20 protein-coding genes and 9 pseudogenes are annotated in these 20,686 nt (G+C 40.2%); 15 read left to right on the top strand and 14 right to left on the bottom strand.

Going from position 1 to position 20,686, the window contains the following annotated elements:
• Nucleotides 1-222 (bottom strand): transposase (locus HRQ85_RS24005; protein WP_172380790.1); only part of this gene is annotated, 222 nt, incomplete at its 3' end.
• Nucleotides 223-711: 489 nt separating this feature from the next.
• Here HRQ85_RS24005 and HRQ85_RS26305 point away from each other — a divergent pair.
• From HRQ85_RS26305 to HRQ85_RS23995, 3 genes and pseudogenes are all read left to right on the top strand, one after another.
• A pseudogene (locus tag HRQ85_RS26305) lies at nucleotides 712-1,076 on the top strand (recombinase family protein); the annotation flags it as partial.
• Nucleotides 1,077-1,201: 125 nt separating this feature from the next.
• Entirely contained in the window at nucleotides 1,202-1,621 is a 420-nt protein-coding gene (locus HRQ85_RS24000) for a DUF6232 family protein (RefSeq protein WP_216655523.1), read from the top strand.
• Nucleotides 1,579-2,302 (top strand): annotated as a pseudogene (locus tag HRQ85_RS23995) (IS5 family transposase); the annotation flags it as partial. The gene HRQ85_RS24000 and the pseudogene HRQ85_RS23995, both read left to right, overlap by 43 nt.
• Nucleotides 2,303-2,356: 54 nt before the next feature.
• On the opposite strand, the pseudogene HRQ85_RS26300 reads toward HRQ85_RS23995, so the two are convergent.
• A pseudogene (locus HRQ85_RS26300) lies at nucleotides 2,357-2,565 on the bottom strand (hypothetical protein); the annotation flags it as partial.
• 56 nt (nucleotides 2,566-2,621) lie between these two features.
• Between HRQ85_RS26300 and HRQ85_RS23990 the strand changes: the two are divergent.
• Nucleotides 2,622-2,735: pseudogene (locus tag HRQ85_RS23990) on the top strand (transposase); the annotation flags it as partial.
• A gap of 91 nt (nucleotides 2,736-2,826) precedes the next feature.
• On the opposite strand, the gene HRQ85_RS23985 reads toward HRQ85_RS23990, so the two are convergent.
• The 6 genes and pseudogenes from HRQ85_RS23985 to HRQ85_RS23960 form a co-directional block, all read right to left on the bottom strand.
• The gene (locus HRQ85_RS23985; RefSeq protein ID WP_172380789.1) at nucleotides 2,827-3,405 is read right to left on the bottom strand and encodes a 2OG-Fe(II) oxygenase family protein; all 579 of its coding nucleotides are present in this window, start codon (nucleotides 3,403-3,405) and stop codon (nucleotides 2,827-2,829) included.
• 10 nt (nucleotides 3,406-3,415) lie between these two features.
• Complete coding sequence (locus HRQ85_RS23980; protein WP_172380788.1) at nucleotides 3,416-4,354, bottom strand: JmjC domain-containing protein; 939 nt, start codon at nucleotides 4,352-4,354, stop codon at nucleotides 3,416-3,418.
• 19 nt (nucleotides 4,355-4,373) lie between these two features.
• Nucleotides 4,374-5,771 (bottom strand): hypothetical protein, encoded by a 1,398-nt coding sequence (locus tag HRQ85_RS23975; RefSeq protein WP_172380787.1) that lies wholly within the window; start codon nucleotides 5,769-5,771, stop codon nucleotides 4,374-4,376.
• 11 nt (nucleotides 5,772-5,782) lie between these two features.
• Nucleotides 5,783-6,634, bottom strand: coding sequence for an aKG-HExxH-type peptide beta-hydroxylase (locus HRQ85_RS23970; RefSeq protein WP_172380786.1), 852 nt, complete (start codon nucleotides 6,632-6,634; stop codon nucleotides 5,783-5,785).
• A 108-nt stretch (nucleotides 6,635-6,742) separates the two neighbouring features.
• Nucleotides 6,743-6,880 (bottom strand): hypothetical protein, encoded by a 138-nt coding sequence (locus HRQ85_RS23965; protein ID WP_172380785.1) that lies wholly within the window; start codon nucleotides 6,878-6,880, stop codon nucleotides 6,743-6,745.
• Between the two features lie 613 nt (nucleotides 6,881-7,493).
• Nucleotides 7,494-8,389 (bottom strand): annotated as a pseudogene (locus HRQ85_RS23960) (IS5 family transposase); the annotation flags it as partial.
• 62 nt (nucleotides 8,390-8,451) lie between these two features.
• Here HRQ85_RS23960 and HRQ85_RS23955 point away from each other — a divergent pair.
• A protein-coding gene (locus HRQ85_RS23955) for an IS3 family transposase (protein ID WP_172380028.1) occupies nucleotides 8,452-9,602 on the top strand; the annotation gives its coding sequence in 2 pieces (ribosomal slippage) (nucleotides 8,452-8,695 and nucleotides 8,695-9,602; 1,152 coding nt in all).
• 591 nt (nucleotides 9,603-10,193) lie between these two features.
• Here the strand turns inward: HRQ85_RS23955 and HRQ85_RS23950 are convergent.
• Nucleotides 10,194-10,556, bottom strand: a pseudogene (locus HRQ85_RS23950) (group II intron maturase-specific domain-containing protein); the annotation flags it as partial.
• A 22-nt stretch (nucleotides 10,557-10,578) separates the two neighbouring features.
• Here HRQ85_RS23950 and HRQ85_RS23945 point away from each other — a divergent pair.
• From HRQ85_RS23945 to HRQ85_RS23910, 8 genes are all read left to right on the top strand, one after another.
• Nucleotides 10,579-11,079: a site-specific integrase gene (locus HRQ85_RS23945; RefSeq protein ID WP_253918878.1), complete on the top strand. Its 501-nt coding sequence runs from the start codon at nucleotides 10,579-10,581 to the stop codon at nucleotides 11,077-11,079.
• A gap of 103 nt (nucleotides 11,080-11,182) precedes the next feature.
• Complete coding sequence (locus tag HRQ85_RS23940; RefSeq protein WP_038224474.1) at nucleotides 11,183-11,482, top strand: type II toxin-antitoxin system HigB family toxin; 300 nt, start codon at nucleotides 11,183-11,185, stop codon at nucleotides 11,480-11,482.
• A gap of 11 nt (nucleotides 11,483-11,493) precedes the next feature.
• Nucleotides 11,494-11,862, top strand: a complete 369-nt coding sequence (locus tag HRQ85_RS23935) for a helix-turn-helix domain-containing protein (RefSeq protein ID WP_038224473.1) — start codon at nucleotides 11,494-11,496, stop codon at nucleotides 11,860-11,862.
• A 45-nt stretch (nucleotides 11,863-11,907) separates the two neighbouring features.
• Nucleotides 11,908-12,126, top strand: coding sequence for a hypothetical protein (locus HRQ85_RS23930; protein ID WP_172380784.1), 219 nt, complete (start codon nucleotides 11,908-11,910; stop codon nucleotides 12,124-12,126).
• Between the two features lie 12 nt (nucleotides 12,127-12,138).
• Nucleotides 12,139-12,345, top strand: a complete 207-nt coding sequence (locus HRQ85_RS23925) for a hypothetical protein (RefSeq protein WP_172380783.1) — start codon at nucleotides 12,139-12,141, stop codon at nucleotides 12,343-12,345.
• A gap of 20 nt (nucleotides 12,346-12,365) precedes the next feature.
• Nucleotides 12,366-12,722 (top strand): hypothetical protein, encoded by a 357-nt coding sequence (locus HRQ85_RS23920; RefSeq protein ID WP_172380782.1) that lies wholly within the window; start codon nucleotides 12,366-12,368, stop codon nucleotides 12,720-12,722.
• Between the two features lie 8 nt (nucleotides 12,723-12,730).
• Nucleotides 12,731-12,952, top strand: coding sequence for a hypothetical protein (locus HRQ85_RS23915; protein WP_172380781.1), 222 nt, complete (start codon nucleotides 12,731-12,733; stop codon nucleotides 12,950-12,952).
• 739 nt (nucleotides 12,953-13,691) lie between these two features.
• The gene (locus HRQ85_RS23910; RefSeq protein WP_172380780.1) at nucleotides 13,692-14,000 is read left to right on the top strand and encodes a hypothetical protein; all 309 of its coding nucleotides are present in this window, start codon (nucleotides 13,692-13,694) and stop codon (nucleotides 13,998-14,000) included.
• On the opposite strand, the pseudogene HRQ85_RS23905 reads toward HRQ85_RS23910, so the two are convergent.
• Nucleotides 13,975-14,709: pseudogene (locus HRQ85_RS23905) on the bottom strand (IS6 family transposase). The gene HRQ85_RS23910 and the pseudogene HRQ85_RS23905 sit on opposite strands and share 26 nt — an antisense overlap.
• 70 nt (nucleotides 14,710-14,779) lie before the next feature.
• On the opposite strand from HRQ85_RS23905, the pseudogene HRQ85_RS23900 reads away from it, so the two are divergent.
• Nucleotides 14,780-15,535, top strand: a pseudogene (locus HRQ85_RS23900) (IS91 family transposase); the annotation flags it as partial.
• Between the two features lie 294 nt (nucleotides 15,536-15,829).
• Here the strand turns inward: HRQ85_RS23900 and HRQ85_RS23895 are convergent.
• The 3 genes from HRQ85_RS23895 to HRQ85_RS23885 form a co-directional block, all read right to left on the bottom strand.
• Nucleotides 15,830-17,440, bottom strand: coding sequence for a peptide ABC transporter substrate-binding protein (locus tag HRQ85_RS23895; RefSeq protein ID WP_172380778.1), 1,611 nt, complete (start codon nucleotides 17,438-17,440; stop codon nucleotides 15,830-15,832).
• 580 nt (nucleotides 17,441-18,020) lie between these two features.
• Nucleotides 18,021-18,554, bottom strand: a complete 534-nt coding sequence (locus tag HRQ85_RS23890; protein WP_172380777.1) for a helix-turn-helix transcriptional regulator — start codon at nucleotides 18,552-18,554, stop codon at nucleotides 18,021-18,023.
• A gap of 110 nt (nucleotides 18,555-18,664) precedes the next feature.
• Nucleotides 18,665-18,907, bottom strand: a complete 243-nt coding sequence (locus tag HRQ85_RS23885) for a hypothetical protein (protein WP_172380776.1) — start codon at nucleotides 18,905-18,907, stop codon at nucleotides 18,665-18,667.
• Between the two features lie 692 nt (nucleotides 18,908-19,599).
• Here HRQ85_RS23885 and HRQ85_RS23880 point away from each other — a divergent pair.
• A pseudogene (locus HRQ85_RS23880) lies at nucleotides 19,600-19,944 on the top strand (DDE-type integrase/transposase/recombinase); the annotation flags it as partial.
• A 292-nt stretch (nucleotides 19,945-20,236) separates the two neighbouring features.
• Here HRQ85_RS23880 and HRQ85_RS23875 read toward each other — a convergent pair.
• Nucleotides 20,237-20,380, bottom strand: coding sequence for a Hok/Gef family protein (locus tag HRQ85_RS23875; protein WP_444823276.1), 144 nt, complete (start codon nucleotides 20,378-20,380; stop codon nucleotides 20,237-20,239).
• Nucleotides 20,381-20,686 lie beyond the last annotated feature (306 nt).

The following is a 20,686-nucleotide window of genomic DNA, read 5'->3' as shown; positions in this document are numbered from 1 at the left end:
TTCTAACTCTTGGATTTTCTTTTGCTCAGGCRTGAGGGCTTTAGTCGTTGGAGTCATCCCACCTCGCTCAACTTTGAGTTGGTCGACCCATCGCCGTAAAGCTGTTTCACCTACGCCCATAGAGTTAGCTGCTTCAGGTATGGAGTACCCTTGATCAAGAACCAAACTTGCAGCATCTAGTTTGAACTCAGCTGAAAATGTACGTCGTTGTCGTTTTGTCATTGAACACCTCATTTATGGTGGAGACTTTACCACCTAATTTGGTGTCCGGGATCATTAGACCACTACAACAACCGCTTTTAATACTCCCATCATGTGGCCTTTCCAAACACAGTTCAAGTGATAATCAATCGGTTAGTGAGAGGTGTTGGGTACTAGATTGAAAAATGACTATAGTTTTTTAAAAAGCCTACTTCGACACTTCTTTGGATAACTAGAGCTAAGGCAAACTTACAAGCACAGCTTGTGAGTGAAATTTCGCGATGAGAAGGAATGGGGCAAAGACTACAGTCGCGAGGAGTATGAAGATGCAGGCCTCGTATGTAGGCGCTGTGGTATTTCCAGAGCAGCATTACGGAAATTGTTGAAGTGAATAAGCCGTGTGAAATCGCTAGTATGGAAAGGAAAGTGGCAGCCTTTAAACATTATAATTCAGGGTGTCGAGTCGAAACTGGGTAAATATTAACCTATAAAACCAGACTTTGCGACAAAACCAGTCATATTGCTTTCTCATCTCAAATCATCGATGAATTTACTGGATCGATGATCAAGGCAATAAATAGCATGATGATGGATATGTTAGCCGCTATCGCGAGAAAAGATTACCAAGACCGCCGTCGCCGGCAGGCCGAAGGGATAAAAAAGCTAAGGAAGAAAGTAAATATCGGGGGCGTCAGCCAAACCTTGAACTTCACGAGAAAATTTATCAACTCAGAGTTATCAACAAGCTGAGTATTAGCGATACCGCTAAACTCACAAGCGTTTCCACTCGAACAGTGGTCCGCGTTGCTAAAAAGTTGACAGGAGAACGTTCGGAGCTTCTCGAAAAATCATCAGATGAATCACCGTTGATCTAATCCGGTTCAACTCGATTTTTTCCCTTTTCAGCTCAACGTGATGATATAAAGTGTCTGAGATACAAAAGGCATTGGCTTATAAGCTTTCTCATTTTGAAGTTATGCCGAGAAATAGGAGGATTGCAATGGATGATTTTTCAGTGAATGAAGACTGGCTAAAGTTCAAAAAGGATGAGTATCCACTTTCGAAAATAAAAGGGGTCAGAGTTAAAGTAAATACCTTGAAAGATCACTTGGCACGAGTTGTCATGACTGGCCTAGTGGTTTCTAGTATCGTATGGATGATTTTTCCTGAAGGTTTTGGAAAGTTCACAGCTCCTTTCGCATTATTACTGGGGGCAATAGCCGCGTTGGTATCTGTTAGACGATATGAGCTTCAAATTGAGTTTCAGCACACCGATGAAACGGGTTTGCAGTGGGTTTCAGTGGCGAAGACTAACAGCAACAACGAGCTTCAACGCTTCAAAATGCAAGCTCGCGATATTACTAAAAAATTACATACAAGCAAGGCAAGCGTGGTAGACCTCGCCGATTCAGCGACTTAGCCATTACTACCGCTCTGATGGTGAAACGCCTTTTTTCTATGCCATTGAGAGCGCTGCAAGGTTTTCTAGACTCCGTCTTTAAGCTGGCTAACATCCCTCTGGTTTGCCCACACTACACCTGTATAAGCCGTCGTTCTAAGGATGTTGAGGTTTCATTTAAAACTAAAACCAGAGGTGCGATACAACACCTAGCCATTGATGCCACTGGTCTCAAGGTTTATGGCGAAGGTGAATGGAAGGTCAAGAAGCATGGAACTGATGGGAAGCGCAGAGTCTGGTGTAAGCTGCACATCGCAGTAGATACAAGCACCCACGAAAATCATTGAGATATCAGGTGATGGCGCTTATGACACAAGGAATTGCCATGATGCCATACGGATCAAGCGAGCTGTTCCGCTCATCCCGCCAAGAGAAGGGGCAGCCTTCTGGGAACAAGGGCATCCTCGTAACTTAGCGGTAGGTTGCCAGAAGTTCTACGGCTCCAACAAGAAGTGGAAAAAGCGGTATGGCTATCATAAGCGCTCTCTATCAGAGACCGCAATGTACCGAGTAAAACAGCTACTAGGTGGGACATTAAGCCTGAGGAACTACAACGCTCAAGTTGGCGAGACTTACGCTATGATCAAAGCCTTGAATAAGCTTACAGGGCTTGGTATGCCTGAAACACAGTATATCGATTAAAAATTAAGCTCCATGGGGCAGGCATGCCTTCTCTCTGAATTAAGCAACAAAGCCTAACCAGAGTTGAACGTTCATTGCATCAATAGCCGCGTAGTTATTTTGCTCCCGTCAATGACCACTTTCTCGGGGAGGCCATGTTGAGCTATCGCCTTATTTAGAAAGGTTTTCGCGGCAGCCTCATCGCGATAGCTGAGTTTGTAAGCGAGGTAATAACGAACGGTTTCGAGAATAACTTCAGAGGGAAAGTGGCAGCCTTTAAACATTATAATTCAGGGTGTCGAGTCGAAATTGGGAAAATATTAACCTACAAAACCAGACTTTGCGACAAAACCAAAAATCACGCTATACAGAATCGCAGATCGTTAAGATCTTGAAGGAAGTTAAGGCTGGCCGAAAAGTATCAGACGCCTGTCGTGAATATGACATTTCAGATAAAATAAAAAACTAGGCTCAGTATGTCTAAAACTTTATTTACTGAGTTTTAGCCTGTTTCATGCAGGTTAAAATTGGACCTATATTTAAAATTAATTACAAATGGTAGCATTAAATGAAATGGTAACACGCGGCACATCATTTGTATGGGGCTCTACTTTATGCTGAAGCCACCCTGGAAAAAGTACGATATCTCCTTTTTTAGGAAAAACTGTACATGTTCGTGCAAATCTTGGATTACTTTCATCTCCTAGGCTATCCATCATTCGGTGAGACTCTTTTGGGTCATAAAAGGTGATTGGCGCTGAGTTGTCAGGTATATCAATATAGTATGTTCCACTAACATGACTGTTAGCGTGTATATGTTTACCATGATATCCACCAAGCAACTGAACACTGCCCCACATGCTTGTAATCTTCAAATTTGAGATATTTTTATACCCTATCAATTTGGTGTATTCACTTAAACATTCGACTAGCTTTGGTACAAGATCTTTAAACGGTAGTAATAATTGAAGTTGATCATTATCGTTATATGTGGTGAATGCAGTGCTCACATTACAATCCTTCATTTGATCTAATATGTAATTTTTTGCTTCTTTTTCCACTGCACTAACAGCCAAATTATTATGGTAAATAGTTGTAGGGAAGATACTATAAACGTTACTCATAACCACTCCATTAAAGATTATTTATTTTATTTAAAACACTATTTCGATGAAAATCATTTACTTTTTTTGTTCTTGTTTTTTCATCGGATTTATCAGATAGAAACTTTTTAAATCTACTTTTTTCTTTCAGTATATGATTAATCCTATCTCGAATAACTGATGTTAACTGGTCTTCATTGATATCGGATAATTTAATATCACAAATATCGCCCCCTATATGATCCTTAAGCTCTCTTACAACCCAGCCTAAGTAGTCGTTGACGCTGTAGTGGCCAACGCTAATAGTTACATGTAGAGAATTTGACTGGTTGCATACAGGATTGTGCCAATGACCCTGTGGGATATATAGCACATCTCCAGTATTTAATTTCACTTCTGATTTTATGTCTTTTTTAGATACGTCACCATAACATCTACCATCACCATCACCATCACCCTCACTTGACCATAGTGACCACGTCTTACTCCCAAATAGTTGAAATACAATAACATCATGATTATCATAATGAGGACCAAACCCTTCTTTCGAGCCCCAAGTTAAGTATAAGTTAGCCTTGCTAATGCAATTAAATATCATATCAATATTGACGCAAACTTTATTTAACCCTTTGCTCAATTCATCATATGCCTCAATGATGCAAGTCACTCCATCGTTTATTGCATCATCAACTTTTTTAGGATTTACCTTATATATGTAATTTCCACTTGTGCCTATTCCTTTATCATATACATCCAAACTGGCCGACTCTTGAACGAAGCGAACTCTATCTCGCTCCAATCTACTATTGAATATAAAATCACTAACTTCACGTTTATTAACCAGGCCAAACATCAACTCTTCATTAAGATGAGTGAATAAAGGAACGCCGTCGTTAATACAATCACTTAATATTTTTGAGCCCAGAAAATCAAATACACATAAATAATTACTTTCAGTATCGAAAATCATAACAATGCCTTATACCTTATTAAGTACTAACTTTTCTATGTAGCACTTCTACAATTGGAAAGTCATTAGACATAGATTCTATATAATTCCTACATGTTAATTTATTCGCTGAGTCTAAATTTGCATCCCATTCATCCAAAAGCAACATAACGCCATCATTTTCACTTTCATACAAACTCCTAAGTGCGTGAGACACATATTCTCCTGAAGATGAATGTTTACTATTACCCCATAAAGCCTTTTTTTCGGGTGAAATAAAATAACTGTCTTTATATTTTACAGACTCAGACTTAACCCACTTCAATATTGTGCTTTTACCCGCGCCATTTTCTCCTGTAATGGTATGTAATCCATTACTTAACACCTTGGCTAAAAATTCATTAGGGGTAAATGCAGATACTTTTTCTCCACCAAGAAATATTTTTTCAACATCAATATTTTCAGGCCAGTTAATGCTATGTGATTGACCTTTATTGGAGCAAACATTCAATGTGTGAGATAACCCTTCAGCCTGGCCATTTATTGAACTCTTTTTGTAGAATAAACTGAACAAATCATAGGTGGAATTGCATATGTGAAATATTCTTGTTGATACTACTAGAATTGATACATAATCAATTGTTGACAGGTCACTTGAATTATAAGATATATACGTAAGGTATACGGATATAGGAATAACACTGCTAATTCCGATTAGAAAATTCCCAGTAGAATTAATTCGTTCATTAGCAATATATTTATTTGAGTAACTTTCTAATTTTTCATTAACCATCGCTGTCCAGATATTTCTATTAATCTTACCACCTAGGACTAAGTTGTTCCCCACGGTTAGAAGTTCAGAGGATAGCTCATTTAAAGATACAAGTTCATTTTTTGAGCTTATCTTGTATTTTTTGTAAAATAAATATATAAATAAATATATAAATAAACCGCTAACAAAAAAGGCAAAAATCATATTACCACTAACAATGTAAGACACAGCCACAATTGAAATAAGAGAATTTAATGACGAACTTATTAAATTTGAAAAATACTCACATATATTTCTTATGACTTCAGAAGAGGTTTTAGAGTAAGCAATCACACCATCCCTAAATAATGTTGAGCCTTCATTCATCGCAGATGAGCTATCATATATGTGGGATTTTTCAGTAATGAATTTTTTAATGCAGTTAAGTGACCATATCGATGATAAATAATTAGCTACGGTTCCAAAAAAATAAGGGGAAATCATACAAAATAAGAACAGATAAAAATATATCACTGACTTATCTGAGTTTATATCTGAATATTTAGAAGCTAAGTAAATAAATATAACAGAGCTTCCAATTAACATCTGATGCACTAACATCATTAATACAGAATAAATAAAAAATTTATCATGAAAATTAACAATGTTAGAAATTCTTGACTTCATGCGATCTAGTCCTATACTGCGAGCCTAACACCTGATATTTTTGCCATTCTTCCTTCAACGATATGAAGTAGCTCTTTTGGTCTATCGTGAGCTAAAACTTTCATTGCTCTAGGGTTGTTTCTTACAGAATCTATCGACTCTTGAATTCTTTTTACTATTATTTCTGTCGGTGGGTGTGCATGTTTTTTGTGCTCATGACCGAAAATTTCCTCTCGTGCAAGGACAATTTCTGAGCCTACAACTATACTATGAACAACTTTATCTAGTGGCCTATCTATATTTAAGATAGTAGATTTACACCAAGTGTCTCTATTCCTCATTAGGTCATTATCATAGTGTCCATTTTTGGCTTCATCTATATACATTAAATTGTGCGCTAATTCATGAATTAGCAACTCATGAGTATCACTTTCATTCCAATGTTTTCTAGGATTCGCCCATATGACTCCTACTAATTCTGAGGAAGTTCCACCACACGCTTTATCTGAAGCAAGTGAAAATACATAACTAATTACCAAATCAAAAATACTCTTGAAGGTTGTGGATTTATCACACAGAGTGTTGTAACAATGCTCTACATTATTAATTATATCCATAGAAGACGAAAAATCGTCACTAATTATTTCATTCTGAGAAAGGTCATCGAGCACTGAGTCATTGTTATACTTTTTTCTAAATGAAAGTGCTTGGTTTCTATCTTTTACAAAGGTCAAAGATCCGTTCAGAACTATGTTTGTATTGGGGGTAGCTTTCTGGAAAGCTGTTTTGAGATCTGTAGAGTTTGTGAATAAATCGGTTTGATTTGCCTTAGATATTGATATTACATTTTTAACACAAACTTCAGCACTAGTTGTTAACCACATAAAGTTCCCTTCTTAATCGCTCTTTAACTAATGTGCCCTCTAAAAATTAATTTATTGAGGGCACAAAAAATCATTTCATTGATGTGTTAGTTGGCATCAAAACTATGACTAGCCTTCCATATCTTCATAAGCAATCATGTTTTGGCGATCACCTTGTTTTTCATCACCATTAAATCCAAAAAATATTGAAGCGTCTTCTTTCTCATTGATTTCAATAGATGCATTCTTGATAATTTCGTTCATCATATGTTTCCTTATTGATAAAGTTAACAACATTCCCAACCACAAACAGCCATCATTGGCAACAACATAACTATCCAGCATAGGGAATTACAGAGACTAATATTACATATGCGATCTTCACCAAAAAAATCTTGCAATGTACAGGCTACTTCTGATTTTATGCGATTTATATCACAAGATATTTATAAGGCTGACTTCTATTGTTCGATTTGAGGTTAGTTTTGAATTTCAGCAATAGTAACTGAATGAGGTGCTTATTAGCTTAAAGAGTATTGCTTTATTTGGAAAACTAGATGTTATCCAGAATATTTGGCTATCATGAACTCTATTACACATTTATGTCCACAAACGTCTTTCGGATGTTACAAGTCCCCTCTAAATCCATCCTTTAATTAGCTATTGTAGATACACCATTCCAATCTAAAGTTTTCACCCATAGAACTATGTTGAATAACTTCAAATAAATAACTAATTGATAAAAAAGACAAGGTGAAATTTTTACCATAACCAGCCAAGAATATAAGTATTTTCATATTGAAACTTGCTTTTTCTGCTTATAATCGGCTTTGTTGCCGAATTCAGCGAAAGAGCGAACTCTTGCTAAATCGTTCGCATTTTAAACAACATACTGCGTTTCGGGCATACCTATCCCAGTTAGCTTGTTGAGTGCTTTGATCATGGCGTAGGTCTCACCCACTTGTGCGTTGTAATTTCAAAGCGTGAGTGAAGCACCTAGGAGTTGTTTTACGCGGTACATAGCGGCCTCCGACAATGACCGCTTATGGTAACCATACTTCTGTTTCCACTTTTTGTTCGACCCATAGAGCTTTTGGCAGCCAACTGCCAAATTACGTGGATGACCTTTTCCCCAGAAAGTTGCCCCCTCACGTGGAGGGGGCAGCTTTCTTAACCCTAATCGCTCTGTGACACTCTCTGGTATCGTATGCACCATCTCCTGAGATTTCATAGATGGTGCGGCGTGTTTTGCTTGAGTAGGTTGGGGAGCTCTTCCGCATCGGTCACACCTGATAGAGTTAGCTCTGCAGCGATAAGTTCATGTGTATTTGTATCAACCGCAAGATGGAGTTTACGCCAGACTCGACGCTTGCCATCAGTTCCATGCTTTTTCACTTTCCATTCTCCCTCACCGTATACCTTGAGTCCTGTTGCATCAATGGCTAGATGTTGGATGGTGCCTCGTGTTGAGGCTTTGACATTAACTTCTACATCCTTGGCTCGGCGACTTATACAAGTATAGTGAGGACAAACCAATGGGACATTCGCCAATTTAAATACTGAGTCTATGAAGCCTTGTAGCGCCCTTAAGGGCAAGGAAAAGATACGCTTCACCATGAGGGCGGTGGTGATAGCTAAGTCACTAAACAATCGCGGTCTACCACGTTTGTGCTGTTTAAATTGTTTCCACTCGGTTATTGCTTCTTCGTCAATCCAAAACGTAAGTGAACCTCGATTGACTAGGGAGTTGTTGTACTTACGCCAGTTGGTGGTTTTTGATCCGCACCAGAAGTTTTGGACACTGAGTTAAGTGAATACAATCACTAACGAGGTGGACAATGACAACTAAGAAAACACGAATCAAACATGCTCCTGAATTTAAAGCCGAAGCACTTAAGTTAGCAGAGAAAGTCGGTGTCGCTGCTGCCGCACGGCAGCTATCTTTATATGAATCTCAAATCTATGGATGGCGTAAAGCCGTAAAAAAAGACGCGAAAATCAGCGATAGAGAAAGAGAACTCACCACTGAAAATGCCAAGCTCAAGCGATTATTAGCAGAGCAAGCTGAAGAGCTAGATATCGTAAAAAAGGCCGCCACCTACTTCGCGAAAAATCTAAAATAGATTGCTATGAGTTTATGCTCGAACACCTGATGCAATATAGGATTGTCCGTATGGCTAAGGTGTTTGGGGTTTCTCGAAGTGGGTTTTATTATTGGATTGATAATCGCCATAAAGTCACTCAACGCAACGAGCACCGCAAGCAGCTTGATAACAAAGTTCGAGAAGYCTTTGATGATAAAAAGGAACGCGAYGGTGCAAGGCGCATTCAAAAAGAACTTGAGGCAAATGGTAATAAGCACGATGTAAAAACCATTGCCGCGAGCATGAAGCGCCAGAGCTTAGTCGCGAAGGCCGCCCGTAAGTTCAAATGTACGACAGACAGTAAGCATAGGCTTCCTGTTGCCCCGAACTTGCTTGAGCAAGATTTCAATGCGACAGCACCGAACCAAAAATGGGCTGGAGATATTACCTATCTAGCGACAAGCGAAGGTTGGATGTATTTAGCCGTTATTATCGACCTGTACTCACGGCAAGTCGTTGGTTGGTCAATGAGCACCAGAATGACCGCAACTCTGGTCTGTGATGCACTATCAATGGCATTGTTCCGCAGAGGCATGCCAGAAGACGTGATTATCCATAGTGATAGAGGTAGCCAATATTGCTCAAAAGACTACCGAGATTTAATCGCAGCTCATAATCTAAAACAAAGCATGAGTAGGAAGGGGAATTGTTGGGATAACGCCGGTGTTGAAAGCTTTTTCCACTCAATGAAAGTAGAAGCCGTCCAATACGAGCCGATAATGACCCGAGAAGAGATGCGCCAAGCGCTTTTTGAATACATTGAAGTTGATTATAATCGAACAAGAAGGCACAGTGCTCTTGGGTATCTAAGCCCAGTTAACTTTGAAAAACAATATGTCGCTTAATGCGGTGTCCAGTCTAACTGGAGCAGATCAGGGTTTCGTAAGAAATGCTTTTATAGTGCTTTTTGGCTTCAGAAGAAGTGTGGAGTGTTTTTACAGGCATAGTAATATCCTAATTACATGCTGAATGTCTTTTTAGCACAAGACAATCAGCCGAAGCCTCCTTTATGGGATAACTTCAATTAGGATTCACAATGGCTCTATTGAGATCTCATCAACTAATAATGGGAGCTGCCCCTAGTCTTCTACCTACTAGGTTACCTTGACTATTAATACTAGTGTTCACGTACCGTGAGTGAATCAGTCGGTGTTCATCTTAAGATAAACAAAGTTCGTAATTTCGTCAATTCAACTGATGGCAAGAAAGCTTCATTAGACAGACAAACTGGCAGGAAACCAGATCAGTAGACACTGCACTAATTAGAAAATGTAGGTCAAACGACCTTCCACAGCGTATGACGAAAAAATGTTTTGAATTGAAAAGGTCGAGTAGACGACACCTGTTACCAAGTGCCGCCCCTCTAAGAACCGTACGTGCAACTTTCACTGCATACGGCTCAAGCCTCCGCTAAGGCGTATTACGTTACCCAGCAATCACAATGCAGTTAAAGCAGGTTCGAACCATGAGTTTCGCCCCAATTTCTTAGCCTTTCGTGCTTTAAGGAAAGGTTCGTAAAAAGGATCATAAGGCGTTGCCTTGCTCATAATTTTTACATGCCTTTTAATTGGCGTTTTGGCTATCTGAACCAGATTAAAATGACAATCCATATTCGCGATCTTCTGCCAACCATGGAATTGCCATTCGCCTCTTCGATTCAAGTAATATTTTCTACGCACCCAATCTTTGTTTTTCGTTGGATGACGCCTTACCGCTCAACGCCATAACAACCAGAAAAGTTGATGACTTACATAGTCGAAAGTTCGCTTTGCCACGCAATGACGATAATAATTCGCCCAACTCACAGTTGATGATGTACTGATGCCTACTGGCAAAATTAAAGAAGAGATCTACCTTAGAGCTTCACTGTGTAAACGAAGAAAGCCCCGTTCTATCTGGTTAAGTAAATTAGCCAAACAAATGATCCAAGAGTGGGTTGATTACCGAAAGTCACACAATTGGGCGACCACTTTTAACAACACTTATCAGGGACTAAACCCGCTAAGTAAACTTGTGTTGAACAATCGTGCACGTAGCTACTCGATGAAGCGTAAAACTAGAATAAATCAGGCAGGTGAACAGGTTGATTATCAGGCTTGTGATGTACTGGAGTTGATGATTAGGAATATCTATCAGCGGTGCGGGTTAAAAGGTTGTAGTAGCCACACAGGGCGTAGAAGTTACGGTTCGAACATGAATGCTCAAGGGATTGAGTTAAACGCAATACAAAGAGCATTAGGCCATTCTGAACCGTCAATGAGTTTGGAGTACATCGACATTTCAGAAACTCAATTATGCCAAGCTGCGCAACTGGCTTTATAACTTTGTTAGGTTTATGATTTTATTTATTTTCCCTTTTTGGGAAAGTAACGCTTGACTGTTTATTGCCCACTTCCCATAATGGGAAATATAGCAAAGGGGATGTATGCGAATTTTATCAAGAGCAACTTTAAGAGAGTTTTGGGAACAGCCTAATTACGCTGATTCTGAACAGCCACTAATGGCATGGTATGACGAAGCCAAACACGCAAATTGGCAAACGCCCCAAGACATAAAGGCACTGTACCGAAATGCGTCTTTCGTTGGCAATAATCGCGTTGTGTTCAACGTTCACGGCAATAAGTATCGACTGATCACCGCGATTAATTACAAATTTTCGATGGTATATATTCGCTTTATTGGCACACATGCAGACTATGACAAAGTTGATGCGAAAACCGTTTAGAAGAGGCAGATATGCAAGTTAAACCAATCAAAACAGCAGATGATAACCGCGCTGCTTTAGCGCGTATCGAGCAGCTTTGGGATGCTGAACCAAACACACCAGAGGGTGATGAGTTAGAAGTGCTTGCCACTCTAATTGAGGCGTTTGAAGAAGCTAATTATCCAATTGCACCACCTGATCCAATCGAAGCAATCAAGTTCCGTATGGAGCAGCAAGGCTTAGAGGATAAAGACCTTGTACCTTTCCTTGGTCAGCGTAGCCGCGTTACGGAGATTCTGAGTCGTCAAAGACGTTTATCTATTTCGATGATTCGCAAGTTACATGATGGTCTTAGAATCCCACTGGATAGCCTTGTGAAAGAATATCAACTGGTTAAGTAAGGAAAAAATATGGCTCTAGGTGATACTTGTAGAAGGCTCAGGGTAATGTCTATCCAAACCGCAGCTAGCATGATTGATGACTACTTTAGTGGTGGTGCTGAACCTGATGAGATCGGTTTGACCGAGGAAGAAGCAGAAATCATGGAGCAAGAAAATAAGAAACTAGCAGCTAAGTTATACGCAATGGCAAATGCTGTCTGCTTAACTATCGGCTGTGAAATGACTATAAGACGATGGGTAAGAGACGGTTTTAAATCATACTGAGAGGTAAGAATTGTGGCTAAAAGTATATCTCTACCTAAACAGGTAGAGAGTCTTAAATCAGATGTTGGGCTTCTTGCCCAGCAACTTGCTAATACTTCAATTGCTCTCAAGTTCTTAAAAGATATTGGTGTTAGCGAACATGTTGAGAAGTATATTGACGACATTCTAGAGCTATCAGAAAAAACGTTAGCTCAAACAGATAAATCGAAATACATCTAAGGTAGAGGGAAAATGAAGCCATGTGGACATATGTAAACAATGAGCTAGACACTCAATACTCAAAACCTCTACCAGAAGTTTCTCGGCTTAAAGAGGACTGTTTACCAATGGCAGAGTTTGAACTAAGAGAGCAATTAGTTAGTTGGCTTTTATCTGGTTTTGTCCCTGCCAATTCACTGAACTGGTTAGATAAGTTAGTTAACAAAGCCGACTACCAGAATCATTTGATGATACTGGAACAAGCAGATCAAAAGCTACTGGATATAGTTTCTGAACCTCGATATATGGCAGCGTTAAAACGCATCCTATCTGTTATGCCCGATAGCGTAGAACAGAAGCAGTATTTGATCGAGAAAATCATAAATTCAGGTAAGTAGGGAAAATCGTGAAAATACCAAAAAGTGACTTAGTTAAGCTTGTTAATGCCTTGCCTGATGATTCTGAGGTCTCAATAAAAGATTTGAGCGTTATTTATAGTTATTACCAAAGAGGTCTTGATGATAAGTCTTGCATTGGTTTTGAGGGGCATATTACTTCAAAAATGGAGCGCGAAGAGGTGCTGAAAATGGCTTACGAACTTGCTTTTAACGAGTCACAACATAGCTAACTACACGATTAAGAGGGAAAAAGTCGCTTTTACAAAGCGTATTCAGGGAATGCGCTTGATAAAGGCGAAAGTCGTTCAGCAGGTTTTTAAATGCCTTAACAAAGAATAAAAACCGCTGATTAGCAGCCGTAAGCTGCAATCAAATGTAGTGACAATAAATAGAGGTATACATGCAGCTAAATATACAAACTCCAATTCAAACAAAAACAGTAGGTGGTTATTCCGCTGAAATTCAGTCAGTTCATACGGACAATGTTGACTGTGTTCATGGAATTATTCATTTTCCCAATGGTAGCACGGGTACAGGAATGTGGAGTAATTCGGGAATCTGTCGAGACAGTTCACAAGAATGTAATCTCGATTGGCGATCTTCTGAACTACAAAAGCTTCTAAAGTTTATCCAACATGGTTTTACTTACTAGTTTCGCTATTAGATGCGCTCTTAATCAGGCGCATCTGCTAGACAGGTTCTAACTTACGGGGAAAAGTTTGTTGAAATGTAAATCATGCCAAAGCGAGAGCACGTTATATGGCTACAACTTACTTTGTACGGACTGCTTAGGTGAAGATGTTAATAATCCAGAATATTTACGCAAGTACCCCGTTACGGCTTTTGTTCGGACAAGTTGGCAAATGAGTAAAGATTTAGAGGATGTTACCCGAACAAGACTTGGCATTGATCTACAAGTCCAAACGCCAGTTGGTTTTAGCCAAATGACAATCGACCTATACAGGCTCTATGAATATGATTCTGGAATATTCGATTCAAGAATCTCAACTATACATCCCTCAATTATCTGCGTTGAAATCTAAGGCAATGGACGTAGTTGAGTTCTTTGATTATCTATTAGCACTGCGAGAGGACGGTATAGTCGAATCAATCGATTTCGAATACATGCCAGATGAAGATTTATTACCAGAGCGCTTTAACAGGCTGATGGCTATCTACAGGAAAGGTACGTTTTTTGGGCTTGTTGCAAAAAAACAGATAAGACAGAGCTGCCTAGTGATAGGTTTCATGATTACTGGTGAACCACCTCAACATTGAAGAGGCGGTTCATGAAGGCGGAGCTCTCCCGCACAAGGGTTTTACGTTCATCACGACGTAACCAGAAATCAAACTGCCCTTTGTTCAACATCCGTAAGGATTCGAACCCCTGAAGGGTTGACCAGGCTCGCTTTCGTATTTTAAAACCACCAGTACCTACAACGAGCTTCTTAATGGGGGCGTGGTCAGATTCAACGCCATTATTGAGATACTTTACTTACCGTTGCTCGACGTCCACTCGAAGTCGCCCCTCCTTCTTCAAGCGGGTAATCGCATTGGCATAGGAGGAATGTTTGTCGGTGTTTAATGTTTGAGGCTGTAACTCTTTTGGATAGTGGCGTAGGCACCGCTTCAGGAACTGATAAGCCGCCTCTTTATTGCGTTTATGGGAGAAATGGAAGTCCAGTGTCTCGCCTTGCTTGTTGATAGCTCGGTACAAATAATGCCATTTTTTCACCTTTACATAATTTTCATCAAGCTACCACGAAGAGTCGGCTCGAATGAATTGATGATGGCGTAGTTTTTTCCGTAATGCAGGGGCATACTCAATAAACCACCGATAAATAGTTGAACGGTTAACCGAAATTCCTCGTTCCTGCAGCATGTCGCTGAGATTAGCGTAGCTCATAGGAGTTGAACCATACCAACGTAGACACCATAAGATGATTTCAGGAGCAAAGTGTTTCCATTTGAATTCAGGATTCGTCATTGATCTTACCAATCATTACAGCAGACGATGACAGTTTCAATCTTGAGGTGATTTTTTGCAACACCCCCGTGCACTTCACACCTACGGCAGGAAGCTGAATTGGAATGTGCACATCCATTTGTCTGTCACGCGTGGAGGCTTATGCAAGAAGACTGGCCTGTGGAAGCCCATTTTCTTTAAAGTTAAGACCACTGAGAAGTGTTGGCGCGCTGCCATCACTCAACTTCTTGATTCCAACTATTCAGAGTTAGATTTGAGTGGAGAGAGCTGCCCTTTTGTTCGTCATGAGCAAGATTGGTCTCGATTTTTAATCAGTCAATATTGCCGCCGATGGAAGCTGCACTTTGCAAAGAAAACGGCCAATGTGACTCCTACCATGACTTACCTAGGTCGATACCTAAAACGCCCACCGATATCAGCCTCGCGTTTACGACATAACTTCCAGGGAGGCTTGGTGACATTTGATTACCTTAACCATAGGAATGGTCGGACTGAATCTCTCATTTTGAGTCCTGAAGCCCTGATAGAGCGCATGATTGAGCATATCCCAGATAAGCACTTCAAAATGATTCGATACTTTGGTTTTCTATCAAACCGACGTTGCAGTGAGGTGATGCCTAAGGTCTACGATGCCTTAGGCATCGCCCCTGATGACTCCCCAGAAATGCCCGGTTACGCAGCCATGCTGAAAGGGTATGTGAAGGTTGACCCATTTAAGTGCACTCTTTGTGGGCACCGTATAACGTTTCTTTGTTTTAGAGCAGGAGAGGCGCTGTCAGAGCTGGTTCATCATGCTCTGGTTCAATCCCAAATCAGGTCAATTTAGTTTTTTCGTAGGATGAGTGCGTCTGAAATGGCGAAAACAGCGAGAAAGTGGTCATTAAACACCCGTGTTTAGATTGTAGAGCAGGAGTTAGGTCAGTCAGGCACTCATTCTGACGTGAATTAAGCCGCTACTGTTCAGGTAAGGAAACATTGAGATCCCTTACCTTCGAGAATAACTTCAGAGGGAAAGTGGCAGCCTTTAAACATTAAGAATCAGTATCATGAATAGAAATTAAGCAAATCTTAACTTAAAGGCTCAAAGTTTGCGACAGAACCCTTTATTCAAATCAAACAACTACTTGATGATATACATATCCTTTGTCATACGTACATCACTCGCGTTGTCCGTTGAGTAACCACCAACGTTTTTCTGTTTTAACACTGATGCGGTGTAGTAATACAAAGGAATGGCCGGCATGTCCTGTATAAACGTTTGTTCCGCTTTTTGATAATAGTCATTACGCACATCATCTGAACTTGATGAGATGGCATTAGCCAATAATCCATCAAACTTTTCGCTACTCCACCCCCCATAATTCATGCCATCACTTTGAAAATAAGAAAGGAACGTTGACGGTTCGTTATAGTCCCCAATCCACGCATAACGGGCCACCCCAAAATCCTTTTCTTCAATCCTTTTAAGAAAGGATTTCCATTCTTGGTTTTCTAGCGTGACGCTAACACCAAGATTCTTTTTCCACATCGATGACACAACCAATGCAAGTTTTTTATGGGACTCACTGGTGTTGTAATCCAATTCAATGTTCAAAGGATTTTCTGGACCAAATCCGGCCTCTTTCAATAGCTCTTTTGCTTTTTGGTTACGCGCATCCTGGGTCATCTGCCCCCATGCGATTTGAGGAATTTGATAACCGGCCACTGATGGCGGGACAATTCCGTAGGCCGGAATTTGACCCTGCCCTAAAATCCTATCGGTCACAATATTACGATCAATAGCGTAGGCCAAAGCTTTACGCACCCGCACATCATTAAACGGTGCCTTTTCTAGATTGAAAAGATAATAGTAAACGCCCAATGATGGCATAGTCAGTAATTCGTCGGGACGTTCTTGTTTGATGTTTCGGTACTGTTCAAGCGGAAAATCGGCTGTGATATCGATCTCACCAGTTCGATATCGGTTGTACTCCGCCATCGCATCTTCAATTGGGAGATACGTCACTTTGTTAATGACTGTTTTATCGTTGTTCCAATACTTAGCATTCCTTTCCAGGTCTAACCGCTCATTCAATATCCATTGAGCCGGCTTGTATGCCCCACTAACAACGATATTTTCCGGCTTTGTCCATTTGTCGCCATATTTTTCAATCGCGCCCCTGTAGACCGGAAACGTCGCGGTGTTTCCTAACATTTTAACAAAGTACGCGACCGGTTGATCTAACGTGATTTGCAATGTTTTATCATCAATGGCTTTTACGCCCAATTCATCAACGCTTTTGCTCCCGTCGCTAACCGCCGCGGCATTTTTAATATGACCTAAAGCCATATACCATGCATAAGGAGCCGCCGACTTTGGATCTACCTCACGCTTAAAACTGTATTCAAAATCACTGGCTAAAATTGGCGCGTCGTTCGACCAAAACGCATCCTTTCTGATATAAAAAGTATAAACGGTTCCCGTTTTATCAACTTCCCATCGTGTCGCCAAAGCCGGTATAACGTTGCCGTGTTGGTCCTCAGAAACCAACCCATCAAACATATCTCGAATCACGCGTGAACTTGATGTGTCACTCGATAACGTTGGATCAAGTGTTGGCACCTCAGTACCATTACCTCTGACCAATTCTTGCGTTTCTGCCAGTTTGACATTTGCCGGCACATCCGCGGCACTGGCAACGAAAGAAACTGTCATCGCTAATGCAATCATATTGATTTTAAATTTTAACATGTGGTATGACCTCTATTTTATCAGGGGTAGATATTGGTTGAAACTTTAGGTTAATTTGCATATATCACTGATTAATAACTTCTTTCGGCGTAGAACCCCTACTTTACTAAAACAATTTAAAACACCTAAAATTGGCCGCTAAAATGTTATACATTTAACATCGTCGCCACACTATAAGGTAAATATTCACTTTTTTAACATTTATAAAATTGAAATTTAAGGTTTCAATTATAACGCCCAGTACGGGCTTGTGGAGTGGAATACTTGTCTGTTTTGTGGTTCATGCCGCGAAACGAAATAGTTATGATCATTGCTATTGTGCTCTGCTGCTTTTACTTACCTTTTGTCGATAACTAGTAACACTTATTTCTATCGAAATAAATGTAGTTGATGTTTGTATGAACGACTCCCAATCGTAGAAGCAGAAGAAACCGATTTGTGGACATTCTAAGTACAAGATAAAACCAACTTATTTTCTAGCTCTTGTTGTTCTCGCTTAGTGAACCTCATACTGTTGCTAACACAAAAAAAGCCCGCTATCGAAGCGGGCAAGTGAGATCTTTTTACGTTGAGTTTATTATTAGATTAAGCTGACCAGTTGAGTAACTTCGCCTAGTGAGCCATGTTTGAGCTTTAATGCCATATTGATTTGGGAGGTAAATCGGGCGTTATCTGCGATACCATGTTCGACATAACCTCTCGCTTCTAACCAGTCTGCAATTTCAGCCCAATCATACAAAGGTGATTTACTGGATACACGTAAGTATGGGGTTGGGAACGTACCATCGCCGCGGGTTCCCTTGCTGAAACTAGATAATGCAGCCCTTGTTAGATTAGACATTTCGGCAGCGTCAGATAAACCAACAAATTGCCCAGCGTCTAGGCTCTTAATTTCAATATCATTAATGGTTTTTACTTCTTGGATAGCGCTTAATACTGCATCTTGATACGAGTCAGCTTCTCTATCGAACTCTAAGATGATGTTTTTACCACTCGAACCGACTGTGCAATCTTCTGCGCCCGCTTCAAAGAGTTGGCTTGCCAAGTCGCATACGCTGTCAGCATCCAATTCCTTTGAGCTGATAACAACTAAAGCAAAGTCATGAGTTTTCATTTTGTGTTTCCTTAATATCTTGGTGAAGATAGTGAACTTTAATTATTTGAGTCTAGTCGGTGTGAGAAATAAGCAACCAAGGTTATTAAGCTTGATTGCTTAGAGTTTGTTTAGCAGGTCAGATTACGTGCTTGTTGCAGAATCTTGTTTGCATGGTTGGTCGGGTTCTTTGGTGAACCAAATACGGCAATAAAACATTTGTTGTTCGCATGTTGCCCTGTCGTGCCTGTGTCGCACTTAAGGCAAGCAACGGCGTGGCCGTTACCCATCTTTTCGTATTTCCAACCTTGTGCTACTAACTGCTTAATCGCAGCGTTCACGGCTTTATCTTTATGGTAATTAGCTATAGGCATTTCCCTCAACGTTATTAGATCTCAAATTTTTAAAGAACAGTTGCTAATGCAACGAGCAGCCAAATTGGCCACCTGTTTACAAGTGTAAACAATCTTGTTAGTTACGTCAATGTTTACAAGTGTAAACATTGATGTCGACCTATTCTACCAAACTGGATAGACCCAACCATCCAAACGCAAAGCGTAGTTACTTTGGTTGCTCTTTTTTCTTGATAATATACATGCAAGCTAAATTACTGTTTCCTCAAACTGTAACTTAGCTTGCTCACCCTAGCAAAAAGCCCCTGTTGTAGGGGCTTTTTGCTAGGGTGTGGCTATCATTTTCTTTAATCCAAGAGTCATTTCGCGCTCTCCAGATTGATGTTCTTTTTTGGGCTCGAGATAAACACCGTTTGATATAGGCTTCTACATCACACATATCTGCAAAATGTTCACCCATAAAATCCACAAGAAATTGATTATCAATCTCCCCCCAAAATGTTGATGATTACTCTCTTAACATTTGGGCTGGTATCGTCGTATACCCTTGATTTGATGCTTCAATAGAAATATTTTCAAACGACATTGGATTCATCATTTGGCAGAACTTAAACAAAGCTGCGCGCATAGCTTGCTCCGTTTTATCAGGGCCTGTTGCAAAGAATCGGAGTCTTCGCCAAACTGCAGATTGAAGTCATTTAATCGAGCTTGTTATGAAGAACCCCGAGTTTAAATGGAAACACTTTGCCCCTGAAATCATTCTGTGGTGCCTTCGCTGGTATGGTTCAACTCCAATGAGCTAGGCCAATCTTAGCGATATGCTGCAGGAGCAAGGGATTTCGGTTAATCGTTCGACCATTTATCGCTGGTTCGTTGAGTATGCCCCTGCATTACGTAAGAAACTACGCCATCATCAATTCATTCGAGCCGACTCTTCGTGGCAGCTTGATGAAAATTATGTAAAGGTGAAAAAATGGCATTATTTGTACCGAGCTATCAACAAGCAAGGCGAGACGCTGGCCTTCTACTTCTCCCATAAATGCAATAAAGAGTCGTCATCTCTCTTAGTAAAGACAACGCCCATTTAACATCTGACAACATAGAAAAAGAAATAAACAAAGACCATCCTGAGCAAGAAATAAAAATCGATAGCACTTATGACTTAAAAGATGAGGTAAGTGACATTAAAAAAGAATTACAACAAGAAAAAGACTGTCGGGATTTGGATGTAATTGATGCAAAGCAGGTTGAGTTATCCTCTGAGCGTTCTATCGAAGATAAAGAATTGGAAAGCAAAGTAGTAGATAGAGAAATGGATAGAGCGAGAAAGATGCCTCTCCGCCTATTCAGCTACCTTACCGTTTCGTAGACAACAAAGCGTGCCGATAAGTCTGTACGTCCATCCTTATAGCGAACTTCGCAAAGCGAATCCCGAACTATCAAGAGTCCACACAAAATAGTGAAACAAATCACCATCAAGCCCAAAAGAGCCATTTTACTTCTTGGCATCTTCTATTGCCTCCTAATGATAAAGAGGCTAGTATTTGTATTGCTTAGGTACATATACGTGGCCTCGTTTGAATTTATAGTTCATTCGGGGCTTTGTACTATCTGCGACTTACAAAATCAAAACAGAGATTGCTCATGGCCGATAGCCAAGAGCACCCAGCCGAATTGTAAAGCTTTATCTTGATTTAAGCACGAAAAAAACCACCTACTGAACTGGATCTATCAATAGGTGGCAAAGAGTAGCTTAAATATGTATGTGACCATCACAGTACACAACGTGCATGGTATGGG

It is taken from the genome of Vibrio sp. Vb339 (assembly GCF_902751245.1).
Taxonomy (GTDB): domain Bacteria; phylum Pseudomonadota; class Gammaproteobacteria; order Enterobacterales; family Vibrionaceae; genus Vibrio; species Vibrio coralliirubri.
This window is presented reverse-complemented; position numbering and strand designations above follow the sequence as displayed.

What these genes read in the sequence shown, in the direction of transcription:
- HRQ85_RS24000 (WP_216655523.1), top strand. Translation starts at nt 1,202, where the DNA reads ATGGATGATTTTTCAGTGAATGAAGACTGGCTAAAGTTCAAAAAGGAT.
- HRQ85_RS23985 (WP_172380789.1), bottom strand. Translation starts at nt 3,405, where the DNA reads ATGAGTAACGTTTATAGTATCTTCCCTACAACTATTTACCATAATAAT.
- HRQ85_RS23980 (WP_172380788.1), bottom strand. Translation starts at nt 4,354, where the DNA reads ATGATTTTCGATACTGAAAGTAATTATTTATGTGTATTTGATTTTCTG.
- HRQ85_RS23975 (WP_172380787.1), bottom strand. Translation starts at nt 5,771, where the DNA reads ATGAAGTCAAGAATTTCTAACATTGTTAATTTTCATGATAAATTTTTT.
- HRQ85_RS23970 (WP_172380786.1), bottom strand. Translation starts at nt 6,634, where the DNA reads ATGTGGTTAACAACTAGTGCTGAAGTTTGTGTTAAAAATGTAATATCA.
- HRQ85_RS23965 (WP_172380785.1), bottom strand. Translation starts at nt 6,880, where the DNA reads ATGATGAACGAAATTATCAAGAATGCATCTATTGAAATCAATGAGAAA.
- HRQ85_RS23945 (WP_253918878.1), top strand. Translation starts at nt 10,579, where the DNA reads ATGCCTACTGGCAAAATTAAAGAAGAGATCTACCTTAGAGCTTCACTG.
- HRQ85_RS23940 (WP_038224474.1), top strand. Translation starts at nt 11,183, where the DNA reads ATGCGAATTTTATCAAGAGCAACTTTAAGAGAGTTTTGGGAACAGCCT.
- HRQ85_RS23935 (WP_038224473.1), top strand. Translation starts at nt 11,494, where the DNA reads ATGCAAGTTAAACCAATCAAAACAGCAGATGATAACCGCGCTGCTTTA.
- HRQ85_RS23930 (WP_172380784.1), top strand. Translation starts at nt 11,908, where the DNA reads ATGTCTATCCAAACCGCAGCTAGCATGATTGATGACTACTTTAGTGGT.
- HRQ85_RS23920 (WP_172380782.1), top strand. Translation starts at nt 12,366, where the DNA reads ATGTGGACATATGTAAACAATGAGCTAGACACTCAATACTCAAAACCT.
- HRQ85_RS23910 (WP_172380780.1), top strand. Translation starts at nt 13,692, where the DNA reads ATGAATATGATTCTGGAATATTCGATTCAAGAATCTCAACTATACATC.
- HRQ85_RS23895 (WP_172380778.1), bottom strand. Translation starts at nt 17,440, where the DNA reads ATGTTAAAATTTAAAATCAATATGATTGCATTAGCGATGACAGTTTCT.
- HRQ85_RS23890 (WP_172380777.1), bottom strand. Translation starts at nt 18,554, where the DNA reads ATGAAAACTCATGACTTTGCTTTAGTTGTTATCAGCTCAAAGGAATTG.
- HRQ85_RS23885 (WP_172380776.1), bottom strand. Translation starts at nt 18,907, where the DNA reads ATGCCTATAGCTAATTACCATAAAGATAAAGCCGTGAACGCTGCGATT.
- HRQ85_RS23875 (WP_444823276.1), bottom strand. Translation starts at nt 20,380, where the DNA reads ATGGCTCTTTTGGGCTTGATGGTGATTTGTTTCACTATTTTGTGTGGA.